This is a genomic window from Kribbella sp. NBC_00382 (assembly GCF_036067295.1).
Taxonomy (GTDB): Bacteria; Actinomycetota; Actinomycetes; order Propionibacteriales; family Kribbellaceae; genus Kribbella.
Genome location: NZ_CP107954.1, coordinates 5114838 through 5131118, shown reverse-complemented (window position 1 = coordinate 5131118; position 16281 = coordinate 5114838). Strand labels below are relative to the sequence as shown.

The 16281-nt window shown below is 68.5% G+C and carries 13 protein-coding genes; 7 read left to right on the top strand and 6 right to left on the bottom strand.

Going from position 1 to position 16281, the window contains the following annotated elements; translation table 11 throughout:
- The first annotated feature begins 78 nt into the window (after nucleotides 1-78).
- Both gabT and OHA70_RS24670 read left to right on the top strand, forming a co-directional pair.
- A complete protein-coding gene (gene gabT, locus OHA70_RS24675; protein ID WP_328321557.1) occupies nucleotides 79-1425 on the top strand; it encodes a 4-aminobutyrate--2-oxoglutarate transaminase in 1347 nt (448 codons plus the stop codon).
- Entirely contained in the window at nucleotides 1422-2771 is a 1350-nt protein-coding gene (locus tag OHA70_RS24670) for an NAD-dependent succinate-semialdehyde dehydrogenase (RefSeq protein ID WP_328321555.1), read from the top strand. Before gabT ends, OHA70_RS24670 begins: the two co-directional genes overlap by 4 nt.
- On the opposite strand, the gene OHA70_RS24665 is transcribed toward OHA70_RS24670, so the two are convergent.
- On the bottom strand, nucleotides 2768-4156 hold the full coding sequence (locus tag OHA70_RS24665) for an agmatine deiminase family protein (protein WP_328321553.1): 1389 nt from the start codon (nucleotides 4154-4156) through the stop codon (nucleotides 2768-2770). The two genes, OHA70_RS24670 and OHA70_RS24665, sit on opposite strands and share 4 nt — an antisense overlap.
- A 46-nt stretch (nucleotides 4157-4202) precedes the next feature.
- Here OHA70_RS24665 and OHA70_RS24660 point away from each other — a divergent pair, with 46 nt between their 5' ends.
- Entirely contained in the window at nucleotides 4203-4817 is a 615-nt protein-coding gene (locus tag OHA70_RS24660; RefSeq protein WP_328321551.1) for a TetR/AcrR family transcriptional regulator, read from the top strand.
- A 9-nt stretch (nucleotides 4818-4826) separates the two neighbouring features.
- Here OHA70_RS24660 and OHA70_RS24655 read toward each other — a convergent pair whose 3' ends face one another.
- Genes OHA70_RS24655 through ureB form a run of 5 tightly spaced genes read right to left on the bottom strand, consistent with a single transcriptional unit; the run spans nucleotide 4827 to nucleotide 11079 of the window.
- On the bottom strand, nucleotides 4827-6089 hold the full coding sequence (locus OHA70_RS24655) for an ATP-binding protein (protein WP_328321549.1): 1263 nt from the start codon (nucleotides 6087-6089) through the stop codon (nucleotides 4827-4829).
- Nucleotides 6086-7198 carry an alanine dehydrogenase gene (ald, locus tag OHA70_RS24650; protein ID WP_328321547.1) on the bottom strand — a complete coding sequence of 371 codons (1113 nt, stop codon included), beginning with the start codon at nucleotides 7196-7198 and terminating at the stop codon, nucleotides 6086-6088. The genes OHA70_RS24655 and ald overlap by 4 nt, the downstream gene beginning before the upstream one ends.
- A gap of 18 nt (nucleotides 7199-7216) precedes the next feature.
- Nucleotides 7217-8611 carry an aspartate aminotransferase family protein gene (locus OHA70_RS24645; protein WP_328321545.1) on the bottom strand — a complete coding sequence of 465 codons (1395 nt, stop codon included), beginning with the start codon at nucleotides 8609-8611 and terminating at the stop codon, nucleotides 7217-7219.
- An 18-nt stretch (nucleotides 8612-8629) separates the two neighbouring features.
- Nucleotides 8630-10303, bottom strand: a complete 1674-nt coding sequence (locus OHA70_RS24640; protein ID WP_328321543.1) for an urease subunit alpha — start codon at nucleotides 10301-10303, stop codon at nucleotides 8630-8632.
- Complete coding sequence (gene ureB / locus OHA70_RS24635; protein WP_328321541.1) at nucleotides 10300-11079, bottom strand: urease subunit beta; 780 nt, start codon at nucleotides 11077-11079, stop codon at nucleotides 10300-10302. The genes OHA70_RS24640 and ureB overlap by 4 nt, the downstream gene beginning before the upstream one ends.
- A gap of 70 nt (nucleotides 11080-11149) precedes the next feature.
- On the opposite strand from ureB, the gene OHA70_RS24630 reads away from it, so the two are divergent.
- From OHA70_RS24630 to OHA70_RS24615, 4 genes are read left to right on the top strand one after another with little or no spacing between them, the layout of a single operon-like run.
- Nucleotides 11150-12328 carry an agmatine deiminase family protein gene (locus OHA70_RS24630; RefSeq protein WP_328321539.1) on the top strand — a complete coding sequence of 393 codons (1179 nt, stop codon included), beginning with the start codon at nucleotides 11150-11152 and terminating at the stop codon, nucleotides 12326-12328.
- Nucleotides 12325-13431 carry an ABC transporter ATP-binding protein gene (locus OHA70_RS24625; RefSeq protein ID WP_328321537.1) on the top strand — a complete coding sequence of 369 codons (1107 nt, stop codon included), beginning with the start codon at nucleotides 12325-12327 and terminating at the stop codon, nucleotides 13429-13431. The genes OHA70_RS24630 and OHA70_RS24625 overlap by 4 nt, the downstream gene beginning before the upstream one ends.
- Nucleotides 13428-14546 (top strand): polyamine ABC transporter substrate-binding protein, encoded by a 1119-nt coding sequence (locus OHA70_RS24620; RefSeq protein WP_328321535.1) that lies wholly within the window; start codon nucleotides 13428-13430, stop codon nucleotides 14544-14546. The genes OHA70_RS24625 and OHA70_RS24620 overlap by 4 nt, the downstream gene beginning before the upstream one ends.
- Nucleotides 14543-16258, top strand: coding sequence for an ABC transporter permease subunit (locus OHA70_RS24615; RefSeq protein WP_328321533.1), 1716 nt, complete (start codon nucleotides 14543-14545; stop codon nucleotides 16256-16258). Before OHA70_RS24620 ends, OHA70_RS24615 begins: the two co-directional genes overlap by 4 nt.
- The last annotated feature ends 23 nt before the right edge of the window (nucleotides 16259-16281 follow it).

Sequence of the window (16281 nt, the reverse complement as noted above, 5' to 3'; positions counted from 1 at the left end):
GTTTTGCACAATCAGGCGGCGCAGATTGTGCAGATATGCCATCGCTTCCCAGCCACTCCAGGCCGCACCGTGGGAAACATGCCGAACCTACCCACCGGGGGCCCCTCGCTCCCCCAGGAACGTCGCCTGCTCACGGCCATCCCCGGCCCTCGCTCCCTCGAGCTGCAGACCCGGAAGGCCGCCTCCGTCGCCAAGGGCATCGGCACGATAATGCCCGTCTACGCCGCCGCAGCAGGCGGCGGCGTCGTGGTCGACGTGGACGGCAACTCCCTGATCGACTTCGGCTCCGGCATCGCCGTCACCACGGTCGGCAACAGCGCGCCCGCCCTCGTCGACGCCGTCCAGGACCAGCTGGCCGCCTTCACCCACACGTGTTTCATGGTCACCCCGTACGACGGCTATATCCGCGTCGCCGAAGCGCTCAACCGGATCACCCCCGGCGACCACGCCAAGCGGACGGCCCTGTTCAACTCCGGCGCGGAAGCAGTCGAGAACGCGGTGAAGATCGCCCGCGCGTACACCGGCAAGCAGGCCGTCGTCGCCTTCAATCACGCTTACCACGGCCGGACCAACCTGACGATGGCGATGACCGCGAAGAACCAGCCGTACAAGAGTGGCTTCGGCCCCTTCGCCGGCGAGGTCTACCGCGCTCCGATGTCGTACCCCTTCCGCGATCAGGGCGTTGACGGTCCGGCAGCGGCGCGGCGGGCGATCGAGGTGATCGAGAAGCAGGTCGGCAGCGAGAACCTCGCGGCCGTGGTGATCGAGCCGATCCAGGGCGAGGGCGGCTTCGTCGTACCGGCAGCTGGTTTCCTGCCAGCACTTGCGGCGTGGTGCCGGGACCACGACGTGGTGTTCGTGGCCGATGAGGTACAGACCGGGTTCGCCCGGACCGGCGACCTGTTCGCGTGTGAACACGAGGGGGTCGTACCCGACCTGATCGTGACCGCGAAGGGCATCGCGGGCGGGCTGCCGTTGTCGGCCGTGACCGGTCGCGCCGAGATCATGGACGCTCCTCACGTCGGTGGCCTCGGCGGGACCTACGGCGGCAACCCGCTCGCCTGCGCGGCCGCCCTTGCCGTCATCGAGCTGATCGAGACCGAGGGGCTGGTGGACCGCGCTCGTGCCATCGGCGAGCTGATGACCAAGCGTCTCAGCGCAACGCAGGCGGCCGACGACCGGATCGGCGACGTCCGAGGGCGGGGCGCGATGCTCGCGGTCGAACTCGTCGTACCGGGGACGACCGAGCCCGACGCCGATCTGACCCGCCGGGTCGCCGCCGCGGCACATGCCAAGGGCCTGATCGTGCTGACCTGCGGGACGTTCGGCAACGTACTGCGCTTCCTGCCGCCGCTGTCGATCCCCGATCACCTGCTGACCGAGGGCCTCGACCTCCTCGACACCATCCTGGAGGAGTCCCGGTGACGTCCTTTGCCGTCTACAACCCGGCGACCGAGGCGGTCATCGCCGAGGTGCCGAACGGTAACGCCGCCGATGCGACCGCAGCCGTCGACGCCGCCGCAAAGGCCTTCCCCGACTGGGCCTCCACGGCACCACGCGTCCGGGCGGAGGTACTACGAAAGGCCTACGAATTCATCATCGCTGACACCGACCACCTGGCCGGTCTGATCACGGCTGAGAATGGTAAGTCCGAAGCGGACGCGCGAGCCGAGGTCGCGTACTCCGCCGAGTTCTTCCGCTGGTTCTCCGAAGAGGCCGTCCGGACCGACGGCGGCTACGGCTCCTCCCCCGCAGGCGGCACCCGCACGATCGTGACCCACCAGCCGGTCGGCATCGCAGCCCTCGTCACGCCGTGGAACTTCCCGGCCGCGATGGCGACGCGCAAGATCGCCCCAGCCCTCGCCGCCGGCTGCACGGTCGTACTCAAACCAGCCTCCGAGACTCCGCTGACAGCGCTGGCGATCGCCGATCTGCTGACCGCGGCCGGCGTACCCAAAGGCGTGGTCAACGTCGTCACGACTGACTCGCCCGCCGAGGTTGTCACCACCTGGCTGGAGGACGACCGGATCCGCAAGCTCTCCTTCACCGGCTCGACCCGGGTCGGCCACACCCTGCTCAGGCGGGCGGCCGACCGCGTTCTCAACACCAGCATGGAACTCGGCGGCAACGCCCCCTTCGTCGTCACCGCCGACGCGGACCTCGACGCTGCCGTCAGTGGCGCGATGATCGCGAAGTTCCGCAACGGCGGCCAGGCCTGCACCGCGGCCAACCGCTTCTTCGTCCACGAGGATGTCCTCGATGACTTCGTGGCTCGATTCGGCGCAGCGATCGACAAGCTCGAGGTGGCTCCGCTGATCAGCGCGAAAGCCGTCGCCGGAGTGAGCGGACTCGTCGACGACGCCGTCGCGGATGGCGCCCGCATCACCAACACCGGCCCGGTACCGGCCGACGGCTGGTACTACCCCGCCACGCTGCTCGTCGATGTCGAGCCAGGCTTCCGGATCGTCCGCGAGGAGATCTTCGGCCCGGTCGCGCCGGTGATCAGCTGGCGCGACGAGCAGGAAATGCTTGCCCAGGTCAACGATTCCGAGTACGGCCTGGCCGCCTACGTCTACGCCGGCCGCCTCCAGGACGCCCTCCGAATCGCGGAGTCGATCGAAGCCGGCATGGTCGGCGTCAACCGCGGCGTCGTCTCCGACCCAGCCGCCCCCTTCGGCGGCTTCAAACAAAGCGGCCTCGGCCGCGAAGGCGCCCGAGACGGCCTCCGCGAATTCCAGGAAACCCAGTTCTTCTCGGTCGACTGGACCTAGACCTTCGGTTGTTGTTGGGTGGCGCAGTGGATGGTGCCGCCGCCTGCGCAGAGGCCGTCGGTGGTGATCTGTACGACGATCTTGTCGGGGTACTGCTTCGAGATGGTGTCGAACGCCTCCGCGTCGGTGGCGTTGTCGCCGTACTGGCCCATCACGATGCAGTCGTTCGCCTCGTAGTACCCGATGTAGCCGGGCGCTGCTGTCTGGCTGAAGTCGTCCACGTTCCGCTCGGTGAAGGGCAGCGCCTGATTCCGCGCCTTGTACGTCTTGTAGACCTCAGCGGAATCGGGCTCCGGCAGTGTCGCGGTCGACAGCTTCTTGGCCCCGCCGAGCAGATCCGTCCATTGCAGCGCATTGACGTTGTCGACCGCCTTGAGCAGAGCCTTGCGGTCACGCTTGTCCTCGGCCTCCCCATGCTCAGCCGATGCATAGAGCAACATTCCCGGCGAGGTGAACCGGGCGAGGAAGTCGACGTGCCAATCGGTGACTTCAAGCCCTGGCCGGCCGGGCATCCACAGCATCTGCTCGACCCCGAACAGCCGCCGCAGCTCGGCCTCGACCTCCGCCTTCGTCTTGCCCGGGTTGCGATTGGGGTTGAGGATGCAGCTCTCGGTCGCGACGCCCAGACCGGCGCCGTTGACCTCCAGGCCACCGCCCTCCATCGTCAGCCAAGTCGTCACCATCGGTACGTCGCTGTCCGCCGCGATCGCCTTCGCCACCAGGCGATCCCGCCCGATCGGCTGATCAGCCACCCCGTTGGCCGCCTTCTTCGCGTCCTTGCGCCAGCCACTCAACCCGCTGGCTTCCTGACCCCAGCCGTTGAAGTTGAGGTCGACCGCGTGCAGCTTGCCGGCGGTATCGGTGACGAAGACCGGCCCGGTATCGCGCACCCACAAGTCATTGAGCGGAATCCGCACCAGATCCAGCGGATGCGTCTGAATCGGCGGCAACTCACCAGCCGGTACGTCGCCGACGTACACCCGCCCAGACCCGTCCAACTCCTCGCCGACCTGATCCTTCGGCGACGTCTCCGCCACGATGGCCGCCAGGAACCGTCGGGCCTCCGCCTCGTCCGCCGCCGAGTTCACCAGCAGCGCCACCGGCTCGAACCGCGAAATGGTCGCCGCCAGCCGCACGAGATCCTGCCGGGCAACCAGCCGCGCATTGGTGAGATCACGCCCGTACGCCGTGGTCGTTTCCTCACCCCAAACCCCGGGCGTCGCGCCGTACGCCATCCAGGTCAACTCGTGCGGACCCCCTTCAGCGGCCAACCGGTAGCCGGTTCGACGCGGGGTGCCGCCTGACACTGGTTTGTCGTCAGCGCAGCCGGTCAGCCCCAGGGCCAGGCCGAAGCCGACGGTCCCGAGGAATGTACGACGACCCATCATGGATTCTCTTCTCCTTCGTGGTGATCAGATTAAGCTCGCGCTCATGGCCGAGGCAGACGGTGGGGTGACCAAGCGGCAGGAGCGGGGCGCCGCGCGGGAGCGGCAGATCGTGACCGCCGCCGCCCAGCTGATCGCCGAGCGAGGGCTGGCCAACATCCGGGTCACCGACGTCGCCGAACGCGCCGGGATGAGCGCCGGTCACGTCTCCTACTATTTCCGGTCCAAGACGGCGCTGCTGATGCGGGCGATCCAGCAGTCCGAGGACGCCTTCATCGACCGGGTCGAGGCGACCGTCCACGGCATCCGGGACCCGTGGAAACGGCTCACCAAGTTCGTCGAGCTGTCGGCCGCGAACGGACCACGTGACCCGGGCTGGGTGCTCTGGTTCGAGGTGTGGAGCAACGCCGCGCTCGACGACGAGGTGGCCGAGCTGCACGAGCAGCTCGACGCCCGGTCGCGCCGGATCCTGGCCGGCATCATCCGGTACGGGTGCGAGCAGGGGACCTTCAGCACCGACGACCCGGACCAGGCCGCGACCCTGCTCTCGGCCTCGATCGACGGGCTGTCGATCCAGCTCACTCTTGGCCGGCCGGGGCTGACCGGCAAGGGCATCGTCGGGCTCTGCCTGACCACGGCACGCGCCCTGCTCTCCCCCTGATCTCATCATCTACGTCCGCGCGAAGGTCTCGATGTCGAGACCGAACCCGTCCAGGACTTCCTCCGTGACGGTTCGCCTGAGCCTGGTCAACGCGTCCAGGTAGTCCGTGGTCACTGGCCGATGACGGTTCGCCGGCTGTTCGGAGTACAGGTCTCGCTCGAAGGATGCCTGGGCGGCGGCTCGGGCGACGTACTCGATCTCGGCCGGGGTGAGCCGGTCGCTGACCTCGACCAATTCGTCCACATCGATGCCGTCGGCCGCGTAGCGCTGCCAGATCGCCCGACGGGCGCCGTGGTCGGGAGTACCGATCGGCAGGATGTAGTCGAAGCGGCCGGGGCGGAGGAAGGCTGGGTCGAGCTCCGCGACCGTGTTCGTCGCGCAGACCAGCAGCCGGTTGTCGTGCTGCCGGAACGTGGGGATGAGTTTGAGCAGCTCGTTCGTCACCCCGTTGTGCGCCGACCCCGCGCGGGCCGCCGCGATCTCCTCGACCTCGTCGATGAAGATCAGCACCCGCTCGAGATGAGTCACCTCGGCGAACGCGTCACGCAGCGCCGCCGACAACCCCTGCGGGCCACCAGCCAACCGCGATGGCAACAGCTCGACGAACGGCCAGCCGAGCCTCGACGCGATCGCGCGGGCGAACGTCGTCTTGCCGGTCCCCGGTGGACCGAACAGCACGATCGCCCGCGGCGGCTCGACGCCGTGCTGCTGGGCCAGTTCCGGTTCGGCCAGCGGCAGCAGCACCCGCTTCTCGATCAGGTCCTTCTCCTGGTCCATCCCGGCCAGCTTTTCCCAGAGGCCGCGTGGCAAGAGGTGGCCTCCCAGCCGATTGAGTACGACGGCTTGGTCGGCGTCCACCGAGATCGTCTTGTCGTAGTAGGCGACGGCAGGCCGGCGGCTGTAGCCGGCGTTCTCCAGGCCTTGCGCCAGCAGCTCTTCCTCACGCAGGACGTAGGCGATGCTTCGCACCCTTCGGTCGACCAGCTGGGTCTCGAGGGCGAGCAGGAGCGCACTGGCGAGCCCTTGACCACGCAGGTCGTCAGGGATCGCGATCCGGGTCACCCAGGCGCGATCTCCGGAGACCATCGACAGCGCCGCGCCCACCACCCTACCGTTGCTGACAGCAACGACCGACGGTTGCCGGCCGCGCAGTACCCCGATGCAGTCGGCCAGCGAGAAGACGGACTGCTGACTGTCGGACGTCGTGTCGCACAGGCGCACCACGGATTCCAGGTCGTCATCGTGGTACTCCCGGATCAGCCATCGCTTCACCCCGCGAGCTCCAGGTCCGCCCAGGGCATGCCATGTGCCTCGGCGACCGGGCGATGCGTGACCTGTCCCGCGTACGTGTTGAGTCCGCCGGCCAAGGCGGGATCGCGGCGGACGGCTTCGCGCCAGCCACGGTCGGCGAGCGCGGCGACGTACGGGAGGGTGACGTTGGTGAGTGCGTAGGTCGAGGTGTTGGCGACGGCTCCGGGCATGTTCGCGACGCAGTACAGGACCGAGTTGTGCACGGTGAACGTCGGCTCGGCGTGGGTGGTCGGGCGCGAGTCCTCGAAGCAGCCGCCTTGGTCGATCGCGATGTCGACCAGGACGCTGCCCGGCTTCATCCGGGAGACGAGGTCGTTCGAGATCAGCCGCGGAGCCTTGGCGCCCGGGACGAGAACGGCGCCGATCACGACGTCGGCCTCCAGCGCGGCCTTCTCGATCTCCGGGAGGCTCGACACGACCGTGCGGACCCGGCCGCCGTACCGGGCATCGGCGGCGCGAAGCCGGTCGACATCCAGGTCCAGCAGGGTGACTTCGGCCCCGAGCCCGACGGCGACGGCCGTTGCGCTCATCCCGCTGACGCCCGCCCCGATGATCACGAACCTGGCTGGGCGGGTCCCCGGTACGCCGCCGGAGAGCACGCCGCGACCGCCCATCGGCCCCATCAGATGGTGAGCGCCCGCCTGCGGAGCCAGCCGGCCGGCGACCTCACTCATCGGGGCCAGCAGCGGCAGGGCGCCCGACGGGAGTTGGACCGTCTCGTACGCGATCGCTGTCACGGATCGCTTGAGCAGCGCGTCGGTGCATGGCCGGGAGGCGGCCAGGTGCAAGTAGGTGAAGAGAACCTGGCCCGCGCGCATCCGGCTGTACTCCGGCTCGATCGGTTCCTTTACCTTGAGCAGCAGGTCGCCGGCCGCCCAGACCTCGTCGGCAGTGTCGAGCACCTTCGCCCCGGCCGCCAGGTACTCCGCGTCGGTGATGGACGAGCCGAGTCCGGCCGCCGTCTCGACGTACACGTCATGACCGCGCCTGGTCAGCTCGTCCACTCCGGTCGGGGTGATCGCGACGCGGTACTCGTGGTTCTTGATCTCTTTGGGTACGCCGATCTTCATGGCGTCAGACCTTTCTGATTAGAGGAGGGAACCGGCCTCGGTGAGTACCACCCGGAGGATCTGCTCGATCTCGTCGAAGTGGGACTGGTCGCAGATCAGCGGCGGCGCCAGCTGGATCACGGGATCGCCGCGATCGTCGGCCCGGCAGTACAGACCCGCGTCGAACAACGCCTTCGAGAGGAAGCCGCGGAGCAGCCGCTCGGACTCGTCCTCGTCGAAGGTCTCCTTGGTCGCCTTGTCCTTGACCAGTTCGATCCCGAAGAAGTAGCCGTCGCCGCGCACATCGCCGACGATCGGCAGGTCCAGCAGCCGTTCGAGCGTGGCCCGGAACGCACCGGAGTTGTCCCGGACGTGCTCCAGGATCTTTTCGTTGTCGAAGGCATCGAGATTGGCGAGCGCGACCGCCGCCGAGACCGGATGGCCGCCGAAGGTGTAGCCGTGGGCGAACATCGCGGTGTCCCGCAGGAACGGTTCCATCAGCCGGTCGGATGCGATCGTGGCGCCGAGCGGGGCATAGCCGGAGGTGAGTCCCTTGGCGCAGGTGATCAGGTCCGGTCGGTAGCCGTACCGCTCGGCGCCGAACAGTTCGCCCAGCCGGCCGAACGCGCAGATCACCTCGTCGGAGACGAGCAGAACGTCGTACTGGTCGCAGATCTCGCGGACCCGCTGGAAGTAGCCGGGCGGCGGCGGGAAGCAACCGCCGGAGTTCTGGACGGGCTCGAGGAAGACGGCCGCGACGGTCTCGGGGCCCTCTTGCTCGATCGCGACGGCGATCTGGTCGGCGGCCCAGCGGCCGAACGCCTCGATGTCGTCGCCGTGCTCCGGCGCGCGGTAGAAGTTCGTACTCGGCACCCGGAAGGTCGACGGCACCAGCGGTTCGAACGGCGCCTTCAGGCCGGGCAGGCCGGTGATGGACAGCGCGCCATGAGTGGTTCCGTGGTAGGCGATCGCGCGGCTGATCACCTTGTGCTTGGTGGGTTTGCCGGTCAGCTTGAAGTACTGCTTGGCCAGCTTCCAGGCGGTCTCGACGGCCTCACCACCACCGGTGCTGAAGAAGACGCGGTTGAGGTCACTCGGCGCCCTCGACGCCAGCCGCTCCGCCAACTCCAGGGCACTGGGGTGGGCGTAGGACCATACCGGGAAGAAGGCCAGCTGGGATGCCTGCCGCGCACCGGCCTCGACGAGGTCCGTCCGGCCGTGGCCGAGCTGGTTGACGAACAGGCCGGCCAGCCCGTCGAGGTATCGCTTGCCCTGGGCATCGAAGATGTAGGCGCCTTCACCGCGGACGATGACCGGCACGTCGGCCGTCTGGACCGCCGACATCCGGGTGAAGTGCATCCAGAGGTTGTCGCGAGCGGCACGCTGGAGGCGCGCCTGGTCCATGGGGGCAGGGGTGGTCCCGACGTCGAGCATGGTGGTTCTCCTTGGTGATCAGAAGTGGTAGAGCTGCTGCAGCGGCGCCCGGTCGACGGGCGGCATCGTGAGCAGTTCGCCGCGGAATCGCGTCTGGCCTGTGCGAGCGTCGACGACGACAGGTCCGGTGGTGCCGTGATGAGCCATCGAGTCGAGCCGCACCGTTCGGCAGCCCCGGACCGGGGCGAGCCGGCGGCGAGTGGGAACGGCGGTGGTACCAGCGGCAGCGGCGGCCGCGTTGACGAACAGCAGGGACAGTTCTGCGGCAGTCGCTCCGTGGCCGCCGAACTGGGCGCCGAGGACGAGCGGCTGCGCGCTGTCGATCGCCGCGTTCGGGTCACCGGTCACTCCCCAGGCGGGGAAGCCGGACTTGAGGACGAGTTCGGGTTTGGCCGCGAACGAGGACGGTCGCCACAGGACGATGTCGGCGACCTTGCCGGGTTCCAGGCTGCCGACCTGCTGGTCGAGTCCGTGCACGCGAGCGGGGTTGATGGTGAGCTTGGCGAGATAGCGCAGTACGCGGGCGTTGTCGTCGCCGAGCGGGTCGCGCGGCGTCCGGAGTACGGAGGCAAGGCCGAAGGTGCTGCGCCAGGTCTCGCCCGCCCGGCCCATCCCCTGGGCGTCGGAGGAAGTGATCGGGATGACGCCGAGATCGTGCAACATGTTCTCGGCGCCCATGGTCGCGCCGCGGACCCGGTCGTCGGCCAGCGCCAAGTCGCCCGGAAGATCGCCGCGCAACCCGTGCACGTGCGCGATCATCGCCCGGTGCTCGGCGACCGCGTCACGCCCGTACGGCAGGGTGGGATTGGTCGACGAGGCAAGGACATGCGGTACTCCGGCCAGGCTCAGCACGTCCGGCGTATGGCCCCCGCCGCAGCCCTCGACGTGGTACGCGTGGATCGCCCGCCCGTCGAGCACCGCCAGCGTGTCCGCGACGGTCAGCCCTTCGTTGAGCCCGTCGGTGTGGACTGCCACCTGGACGTCGTACTCCTCGGCGACCGACAACGCGGTGTCGAGCGTGCGCAGATGGGCGCCGGTGTCCTCATGCACCTTGAACCCGCAGACCCCGGCTTCCATTGCCTCTAGCAACGGATCGCGGCGGCTTGATGATCCCCGGCCGAGGATGCCGATGTTCAGCGGATAGTCGTCGAAGGCGCCGTACCCGGTGCGCAAGATCCAGGCCGAGCCGACACCGACGCCCCAGAACGGCCCGATCTCCTGGCCGATCACCGTGGTGACTCCGGATGCCAGCTCGGCCTCGCAGACCCGCGGCGACAACAGGTGTACGTGTGTGTCGATGCCGCCCGGTGTGGCGATCAGGCCCTCGCCGGACACCACCGCCGTGCCACTGCCGATCACCAGGTCGACGTCGTCCATCGTGTCCGGATTGCCGGCCTTCCCGACGCCGACGAGCAGCCCGTCGCGGACCCCGAGATTGGTGGCCCGGACCCCCAGCACCGGATCGATGACGAGGACGTTGCTGACCACCAGGTCACACGACTCCGCGGTCCGTACCGCGCGCAGCCCGATCCCATCGCGCCCCGTCTTCCCGAACCCGAGCAACACCTCGTCCCGGTCCGAGCCCCGGTCGTCGCGATCCACTCGAACGACCAACCCGGTATCGCCCAGCACCACCCGGTCCCCGAGCCCCGGCCCGTACGCACCTGCCCGAGCCCTCGCGTCGAACGTCATCCCGTCACCGCACCGTGAGCCGCCTGGCTCGTCCGCGCGGCCCGCGTCGCCTGGACGGCAGCCTGGGTCGGCGACTTCGCATTCTCCGGCGCATCGCTGTCGAGGAATCCCCAGTCCCGCGCCCGACCGAGGGCTTGCTCGAACATCCCCGGCTCGTCCAGCGCTCCATCGACCAACCCGGCGAACCCGATCACCACCCGCTCACCGCGGATCGGCGCAAGCTCGACCCGAACCACCTCCCCCGGCTCGAACCGCACGTGCGTCCCGGCCGGTACGTCGAGATGCCGCCCGTACGCCGCGGCCCGAGGAAACCGCAGACGCGCGTTCACCTCGAAGAAGTGGAAGTGACTGGTCACCGAGATCACGACGTCCGCCGTATTGACCACCTCGATGCTGACCCGATCAGCGGACTCGGCTCGTTCTGAAGCGGCCAACGTCAACACCGACCCAGGCATGTCGTCCCGCTCGACCACCGGCCCGAACGGCTCACCGATCACCACCAACCGGGATCCGTCCGTGAAGACGGCCTCGACGGCCACGCTGCGAACGACGTACGGGACCTCCGCAAGCACCTCCGCGGCGGACAGGGTGGACCGCCCGACCTCGACGGCCTCCGCGTGCCGCCCACCGCGGCGGGCGACCTCGCACACCTCGTCGGCGATCAACGCGGTCGCCTCGGGCACGTTCAGCAGCACGCCGGCCGCACGGCGCCGGCGGGCCAGTTCGGCGGCCGTGAACAGCAGCAGCCGGTCACGTTCGGTGGGGGTGAGACGCATCGTGGGAGTCCTTGTCCGGGTCACTCTGAAGCCTTGACTAAAAATTAAGTCAACCACAAACTAACTCACTATGACCACGACCACAACGCCTCCCTCAGCTCCGCCGGGCCCCGCATCAGGCACCGAGCCGGGCATGGCGGCGAGCTATCCCGCCGAGCTGTCCCACCACGGCCTGACCGCCGTCGACGCGACTCCGCCACCCGTGGTGGACCCGCGGTTGCAGCATTTCCGGATGCCGGCCGAATGGGACCTGCACGAACGCACCCTGCTCACCTGGCCGACCCGTCGCGAGCTGTGGGCCGGCGTCTTCGACGACGCGAAACGCGAGTACGCCGCGGTCGCCCGGACGATCGCCGACTTCGAGCCGGTGACGGTGATCGCGCTCCCCGGTACGACGCAAGAAGTGCTCGACTACTGCGGTACGGCGAACATCGACGTCCTCGAAGCACCGGTCGACGACTCCTGGATCCGCGACAACGGCCCGCTGGTCGTCCGCGATGCCCAGGGCAACCGACTCGGCGTCGACTTCGCCTTCAACTCGTGGGGCCGCAAGTTCCTCCCGTACGACCGGGACGCCGCCCTGACGCCGTTGATCCTCGACCATCTCGGCATCGAGCGGGTACCGGTCGACCTGGTCCTCGAAGGCGGCAGTATCAGCGTCGACGGCGCCGGCACCCTGATCTCGACCGCCCAGTGCCTGTTGCACAGCAACCGAAATCCCGGGCTGTCGCAGGCCGTGATCGAGGACACCGTCCGCCGTGCCCTCGGCATCGAAACCCTGCTGCTGTTGCCGTTCGGCCACCTCGACGACCGGCACACCGACGGCCACGTCGACGGCGTCTGCACATACGTCACCCCGGGCCGGGTCGTCGCCCAGACCTGCAGCGATACGGGCAACCTCAACCATGAGGCGATGTCCCGCAACCTGCGCTATCTCCGCGACAACGCCGATCGGCAAGGCCGGACGGTCGAGGTCCTCGGGCTCGACCTGTTCTCCTCGTTCGATCTGGAAGGCGTCACCGAGTACGTCTCCTATCCCAACTTCTACGTGGCCAACGGCGTGGTCGTCGTCCCGGTCAGCGGCAACAGCGCCGACGACGAGCGGGCCCTCGACCTGATCGGCGCACAGTTCCCGGGCCGCCGGACGATCGGAGTGACCGGCCGGGTGATCGCGTACGGCGGCGGCGGACCGCACTGCATCACCATGCAGATCCCAGCCGCTGTCCCGAAAGGCGGAGACACCACATGACGCTGCTGGCAGACCATCCACCCGCCGCCGATCGCACCAGCGCCGAGGTCGAGCTGGTCGGATTGACGAAGCGGTACGCCGGAACCGTTGCCGTCGACAACCTGTCGATCACCGTGCCGGCCGGCGAGTTCGTCGCGCTGCTCGGTCCCTCCGGCTGCGGCAAGTCCACGACACTGCGAATCCTGGCCGGCCTGGAGCAACCCGATCGCGGCCGGGTCCATCTCTCGGGTATCGACGTGACGGGCGTACCGGCGTACCGGCGGGACATCCACACCGTCTTCCAGTCCTACGCGTTGTTCCCGCATCTCAACGTCGCGGACAACATCGCCTTCCCGCTACGGCAACGCGGCGTCTCCCGCACCGAGATCCGTGGCCGGGTCGCCGACGCGCTCGCGCTGGTCCATCTCCCGTCGGTCGGCGGGCAGGCGGTGGCGAGTCTGTCCGGTGGCCAGCAGCAACGAATCGCGCTGGCCCGGGCGATCATCGACCGGCCGGGTGTCCTGTTGCTGGACGAGCCGTTGTCCGCTCTCGATCGTGGCCTACGGCAAGCGATGCAACTGGAACTGCGACTCCTGCAGCAGGACCTGGGCATCACCACCGTGCTCGTCACGCACGACCAGGAGGAGGCACTCAGCCTGGCCGACCGGATCGTGATCATGTCCGACGGCCGGGCCGAGCAGATCGGCACGGCGGAGGAAGTGTACGACCATCCGGCCAGCCTCTTCGTCGCCCGGTTCGTCGGCGAACAGAACGAGATCCGCGGCGCCGGCGACGCTCACGGCCGGGTCGACCATGCTGATGTGTCGGTAGCCGCTGAGCGAAGCATCGAGGCCGGGGCGGCGATCGCCTTGATCCGTCCCGAACACGTCCGGGTCAGCGCGGACCTCACCGCCCCGGCCGGAGTCAACAGCATCGACGGGATCGTCCGCGGGGTCAGCATCGCGGGCATCTCCAGCGCCGTACTCGTGCACTGCCGCGGACTGAACCTGCTGGCCCGGATCCCGCGCGACGGCCGGGTGCTCCCCCGCGTCGGCGATGAGATCCGCTGCTCGTGGGACGCGGCCCAGGTCCGGATCTTCCCTGCTCCGGAAGGAGAATCATGAAGTACCGGTTGGCCGCTCTGCTGGCGGCAGCGCTCGCGATGGGCGGGTTGGCCGCCTGCGGCTCGGGCGACGACTCGGCGGTCTCCGCCCCGGCGCCGTCGTACCCGACCGCGGTGGAGAAGGGCTCCACACTGACCATCTACTCGTGGGCCGACTACATCTCGCCCGCGAACATCACCGCCTTCGAGAAGGCGACCGGAGTGAAGGTCAAGGTCGACGCGTACGCCTCTGCCGAGGAAGCGGTGGCGAAGCTTCGCCTCACCCAGGGCACGAGCGGCTACGACCTCGTCGTGATGGACGGTTCCTACGTCCCGCAGCTCGTCAAAGGCAACGCGTTGCTGCCGTGGGACAAGAGCCGGCTGCCGGGCGTCGCGGGTCTTTCACACACCTTCACCGGCAAGTCGTGGGACCCCACCAACACGTACGCGATCCCGAAGTCGGGCGGTTCGACCGGCTACGTCTGGGACAGCTCGATCATCAAGACGCCGCCTGCTTCCTGGAACGACTTCTACGATGCGTTCGCCGACCCAGGCGTCAAAGGCCGTACTTCGGTGATCGACGGCGCGCCGTCCTTCGTCGGCTCGTACTTCTGGGGCCACGGCATCTCCGACCAGACCACCCAACCCGCCGACTACGAGGCGGCGCAGCAGTACTACGAGTCGAAGGTCATGCAGCACCTCAAGGAGTTCAACTCCTATCCCCGCGCCGACATCGCCTCGGGTGACATCGTCCTCGCCCAGGCCTTCACCGGCGACGCCCGCGGCGCCCTCATGGACGGACCGAAGACCCTGCGGTTCGCCCTCGGGTCACCGAAGACCGACCTGTACGTCGACCACTGGGTACTGCCCAAGGGCTCGAAGAACACCGCGGCCGCGCACGCGTTCGTCGAGTTCCTGCTCAAACCCGAGAACGCGGCCAAGGAGACCGAGTTCCACGGCTACTACACCGGCGTCCAGGCATCGCGCACGTACTTGCCCGACAACCTCCCGTACAAGGAGATCGTCTTCTTCGACGAAGGCGTCCCGGCCGATCGATTCGAGCCGGCCGAGGTCACTCCGGCCCGGAAGCTGGCCGTCTCGACCTTCCAACGGCTCAAGGCGGTGGGCTCCCGGTGAGGGTACTCAAGGTCCGCGGGCTGATGCCGTCGCTGCCCGCCTTCGGGTGGCTGTGCCTCTTCTTCCTGCTCCCCGGCGCGTTGGTAGGCGTCTTCAGCCTCGGCGAGTCGTCGTTCTTCGGCACCAGTCCCGTCGACCTGTCGTCCCCTTCGCTCGGCCGGTACGGCGAAGCGGCCAGCGACACCTTCCGCATCGTCTTCCAGAACACCCTCCAGCTCTCGATCATCGGTACCGCGGTCTGCGTCCTGCTCGCGTTCCCGATGGCGTACCTCATCACGACCCGGCTGACCGGCGCCTGGAAGTACGCGGCCATCGCGGCCGTCGTGGTGCCGTACTGGATGCCGTTCCTGCTCCGCACCTACTCCTGGCGCATCCTGCTCGGTGACCACGGGCCGCTGACGGGCATGCTCAGGATCGACGGCCTCGGAGTACTGGACACTCTCGCCGGCGCGCAACTCGGCGTCGTCTACAACTACCTCCCACTCGCCGTGCTGCCGATCGCGGTCGCGCTCGATCGGCTTGACCCGGCGCTGCGCAAGGCTGGACGCGATCTGGGTGCCAGTCCCTGGCGGGTGTTCTGGCAGGTGACCTTGCCGGCCGCACGACCGGGTGTGATCAGCGCGGCTCTACTGGTGTTCATCCCGTTGATGGGTGACTACGTGACTCCTTCGGTGCTCGGTGGGGTGAAGGCATCCGTGGTCGGGTCGCTGGTGAGCAGTTCCTTCCTGGAGAGCCAGGACTGGGCGCTCGGCGCGGCTGCCGCAGTACTGCTGATCGCGTTGGTACTGGTCGTTCTGGGCTGTGCCGCGCTGTTGCTCCGTGTCGTCACGGCTCTCGCCCGGATCATCCGCCCTCTCGACCTGACCGCGCGGTACTTCCGGGCGCCGAGACGGTCGCCCGACTTCTGGAGTCCTGCTCTTCGGGTCTTCGGAGTCGCACTGTGCGTCTTCCTCTGGCTGCCGATCCTCACGATCGTGGTCTACTCCTTCAACGGCGGGCGGACGCTGCCCGTCTGGTCCGGCTTCAGCACCCACTGGTACGCCTCCGTCGGCGAGAACACCGCCCTGGTTCATGCGATCGGAGTCTCGTTGCGGGTGGCGGCGCTCTCCACCCTGCTGGCCGTCATCGTCGGAACGCTCGCCGGTGCCGCGCTCGCCCGAGCTTCGCGGCCGTTGCGATGGAGCCTGCTCAGCCTGCTGCTGATCGTCTTCATCACCCCGGAGATCGTCTCCGCGATCGGCCTCCTGCTCTTGTACGTCGGCGCCGGGCCGGCCCTGTCGGACGGCACTGTCCGGCTGGTGATCGCGCACTCCGTGATCGCCGTCGCGATCGTCGCGTTCGTCGTACAGGCCCGGCTGTCCAGCCTCGATCCGCGGTTGCCGGACGCGGCCGCCGACCTCGGCGCCACGCCGGTGTCGGTCTTCCGCCACGTCACCGCACCACTCGCCGCGCCGGCCGTCATCGCTGCCGCGGTGCTGGCCTCCACGGCATCGCTCGACGACGTCGTCGCCTCCAGCATGCTCGGTACCGTCGGGACGACCACCCTGCCGGTCTTCGTGTACTCGACCCTGCGCAACGGCTTGCGCGGCGATGCGGCCGCCGCGTCGGTCGTGATGATGCTGGGCATCGCGCTGGGCGTCGTACTGATCGGCTGGATCCTCCATCGCAAGGGCCAGGGCAAGTCCTTCACCGACGGGCTGGTGGGCCGATGACCGCGAATCGCAAACCCAGTCCA

What these genes read in the sequence shown, in the direction of transcription:
- OHA70_RS24665 (WP_328321553.1), bottom strand. Translation starts at nt 4,156, where the DNA reads ATGGGTCGTCGTACATTCCTCGGGACCGTCGGCTTCGGCCTGGCCCTG.
- ald (WP_328321547.1), bottom strand. Translation starts at nt 7,198, where the DNA reads ATGAAGATCGGCGTACCCAAAGAGATCAAGAACCACGAGTACCGCGTC.
- OHA70_RS24660 (WP_328321551.1), top strand. Translation starts at nt 4,203, where the DNA reads ATGGCCGAGGCAGACGGTGGGGTGACCAAGCGGCAGGAGCGGGGCGCC.
- gabT (WP_328321557.1), top strand. Translation starts at nt 79, where the DNA reads ATGCCGAACCTACCCACCGGGGGCCCCTCGCTCCCCCAGGAACGTCGC.
- ureB (WP_328321541.1), bottom strand. Translation starts at nt 11,079, where the DNA reads ATGCGTCTCACCCCCACCGAACGTGACCGGCTGCTGCTGTTCACGGCC.
- OHA70_RS24645 (WP_328321545.1), bottom strand. Translation starts at nt 8,611, where the DNA reads ATGCTCGACGTCGGGACCACCCCTGCCCCCATGGACCAGGCGCGCCTC.
- OHA70_RS24625 (WP_328321537.1), top strand. Translation starts at nt 12,325, where the DNA reads ATGACGCTGCTGGCAGACCATCCACCCGCCGCCGATCGCACCAGCGCC.
- OHA70_RS24640 (WP_328321543.1), bottom strand. Translation starts at nt 10,303, where the DNA reads ATGACGTTCGACGCGAGGGCTCGGGCAGGTGCGTACGGGCCGGGGCTC.
- OHA70_RS24620 (WP_328321535.1), top strand. Translation starts at nt 13,428, where the DNA reads ATGAAGTACCGGTTGGCCGCTCTGCTGGCGGCAGCGCTCGCGATGGGC.
- OHA70_RS24630 (WP_328321539.1), top strand. Translation starts at nt 11,150, where the DNA reads ATGACCACGACCACAACGCCTCCCTCAGCTCCGCCGGGCCCCGCATCA.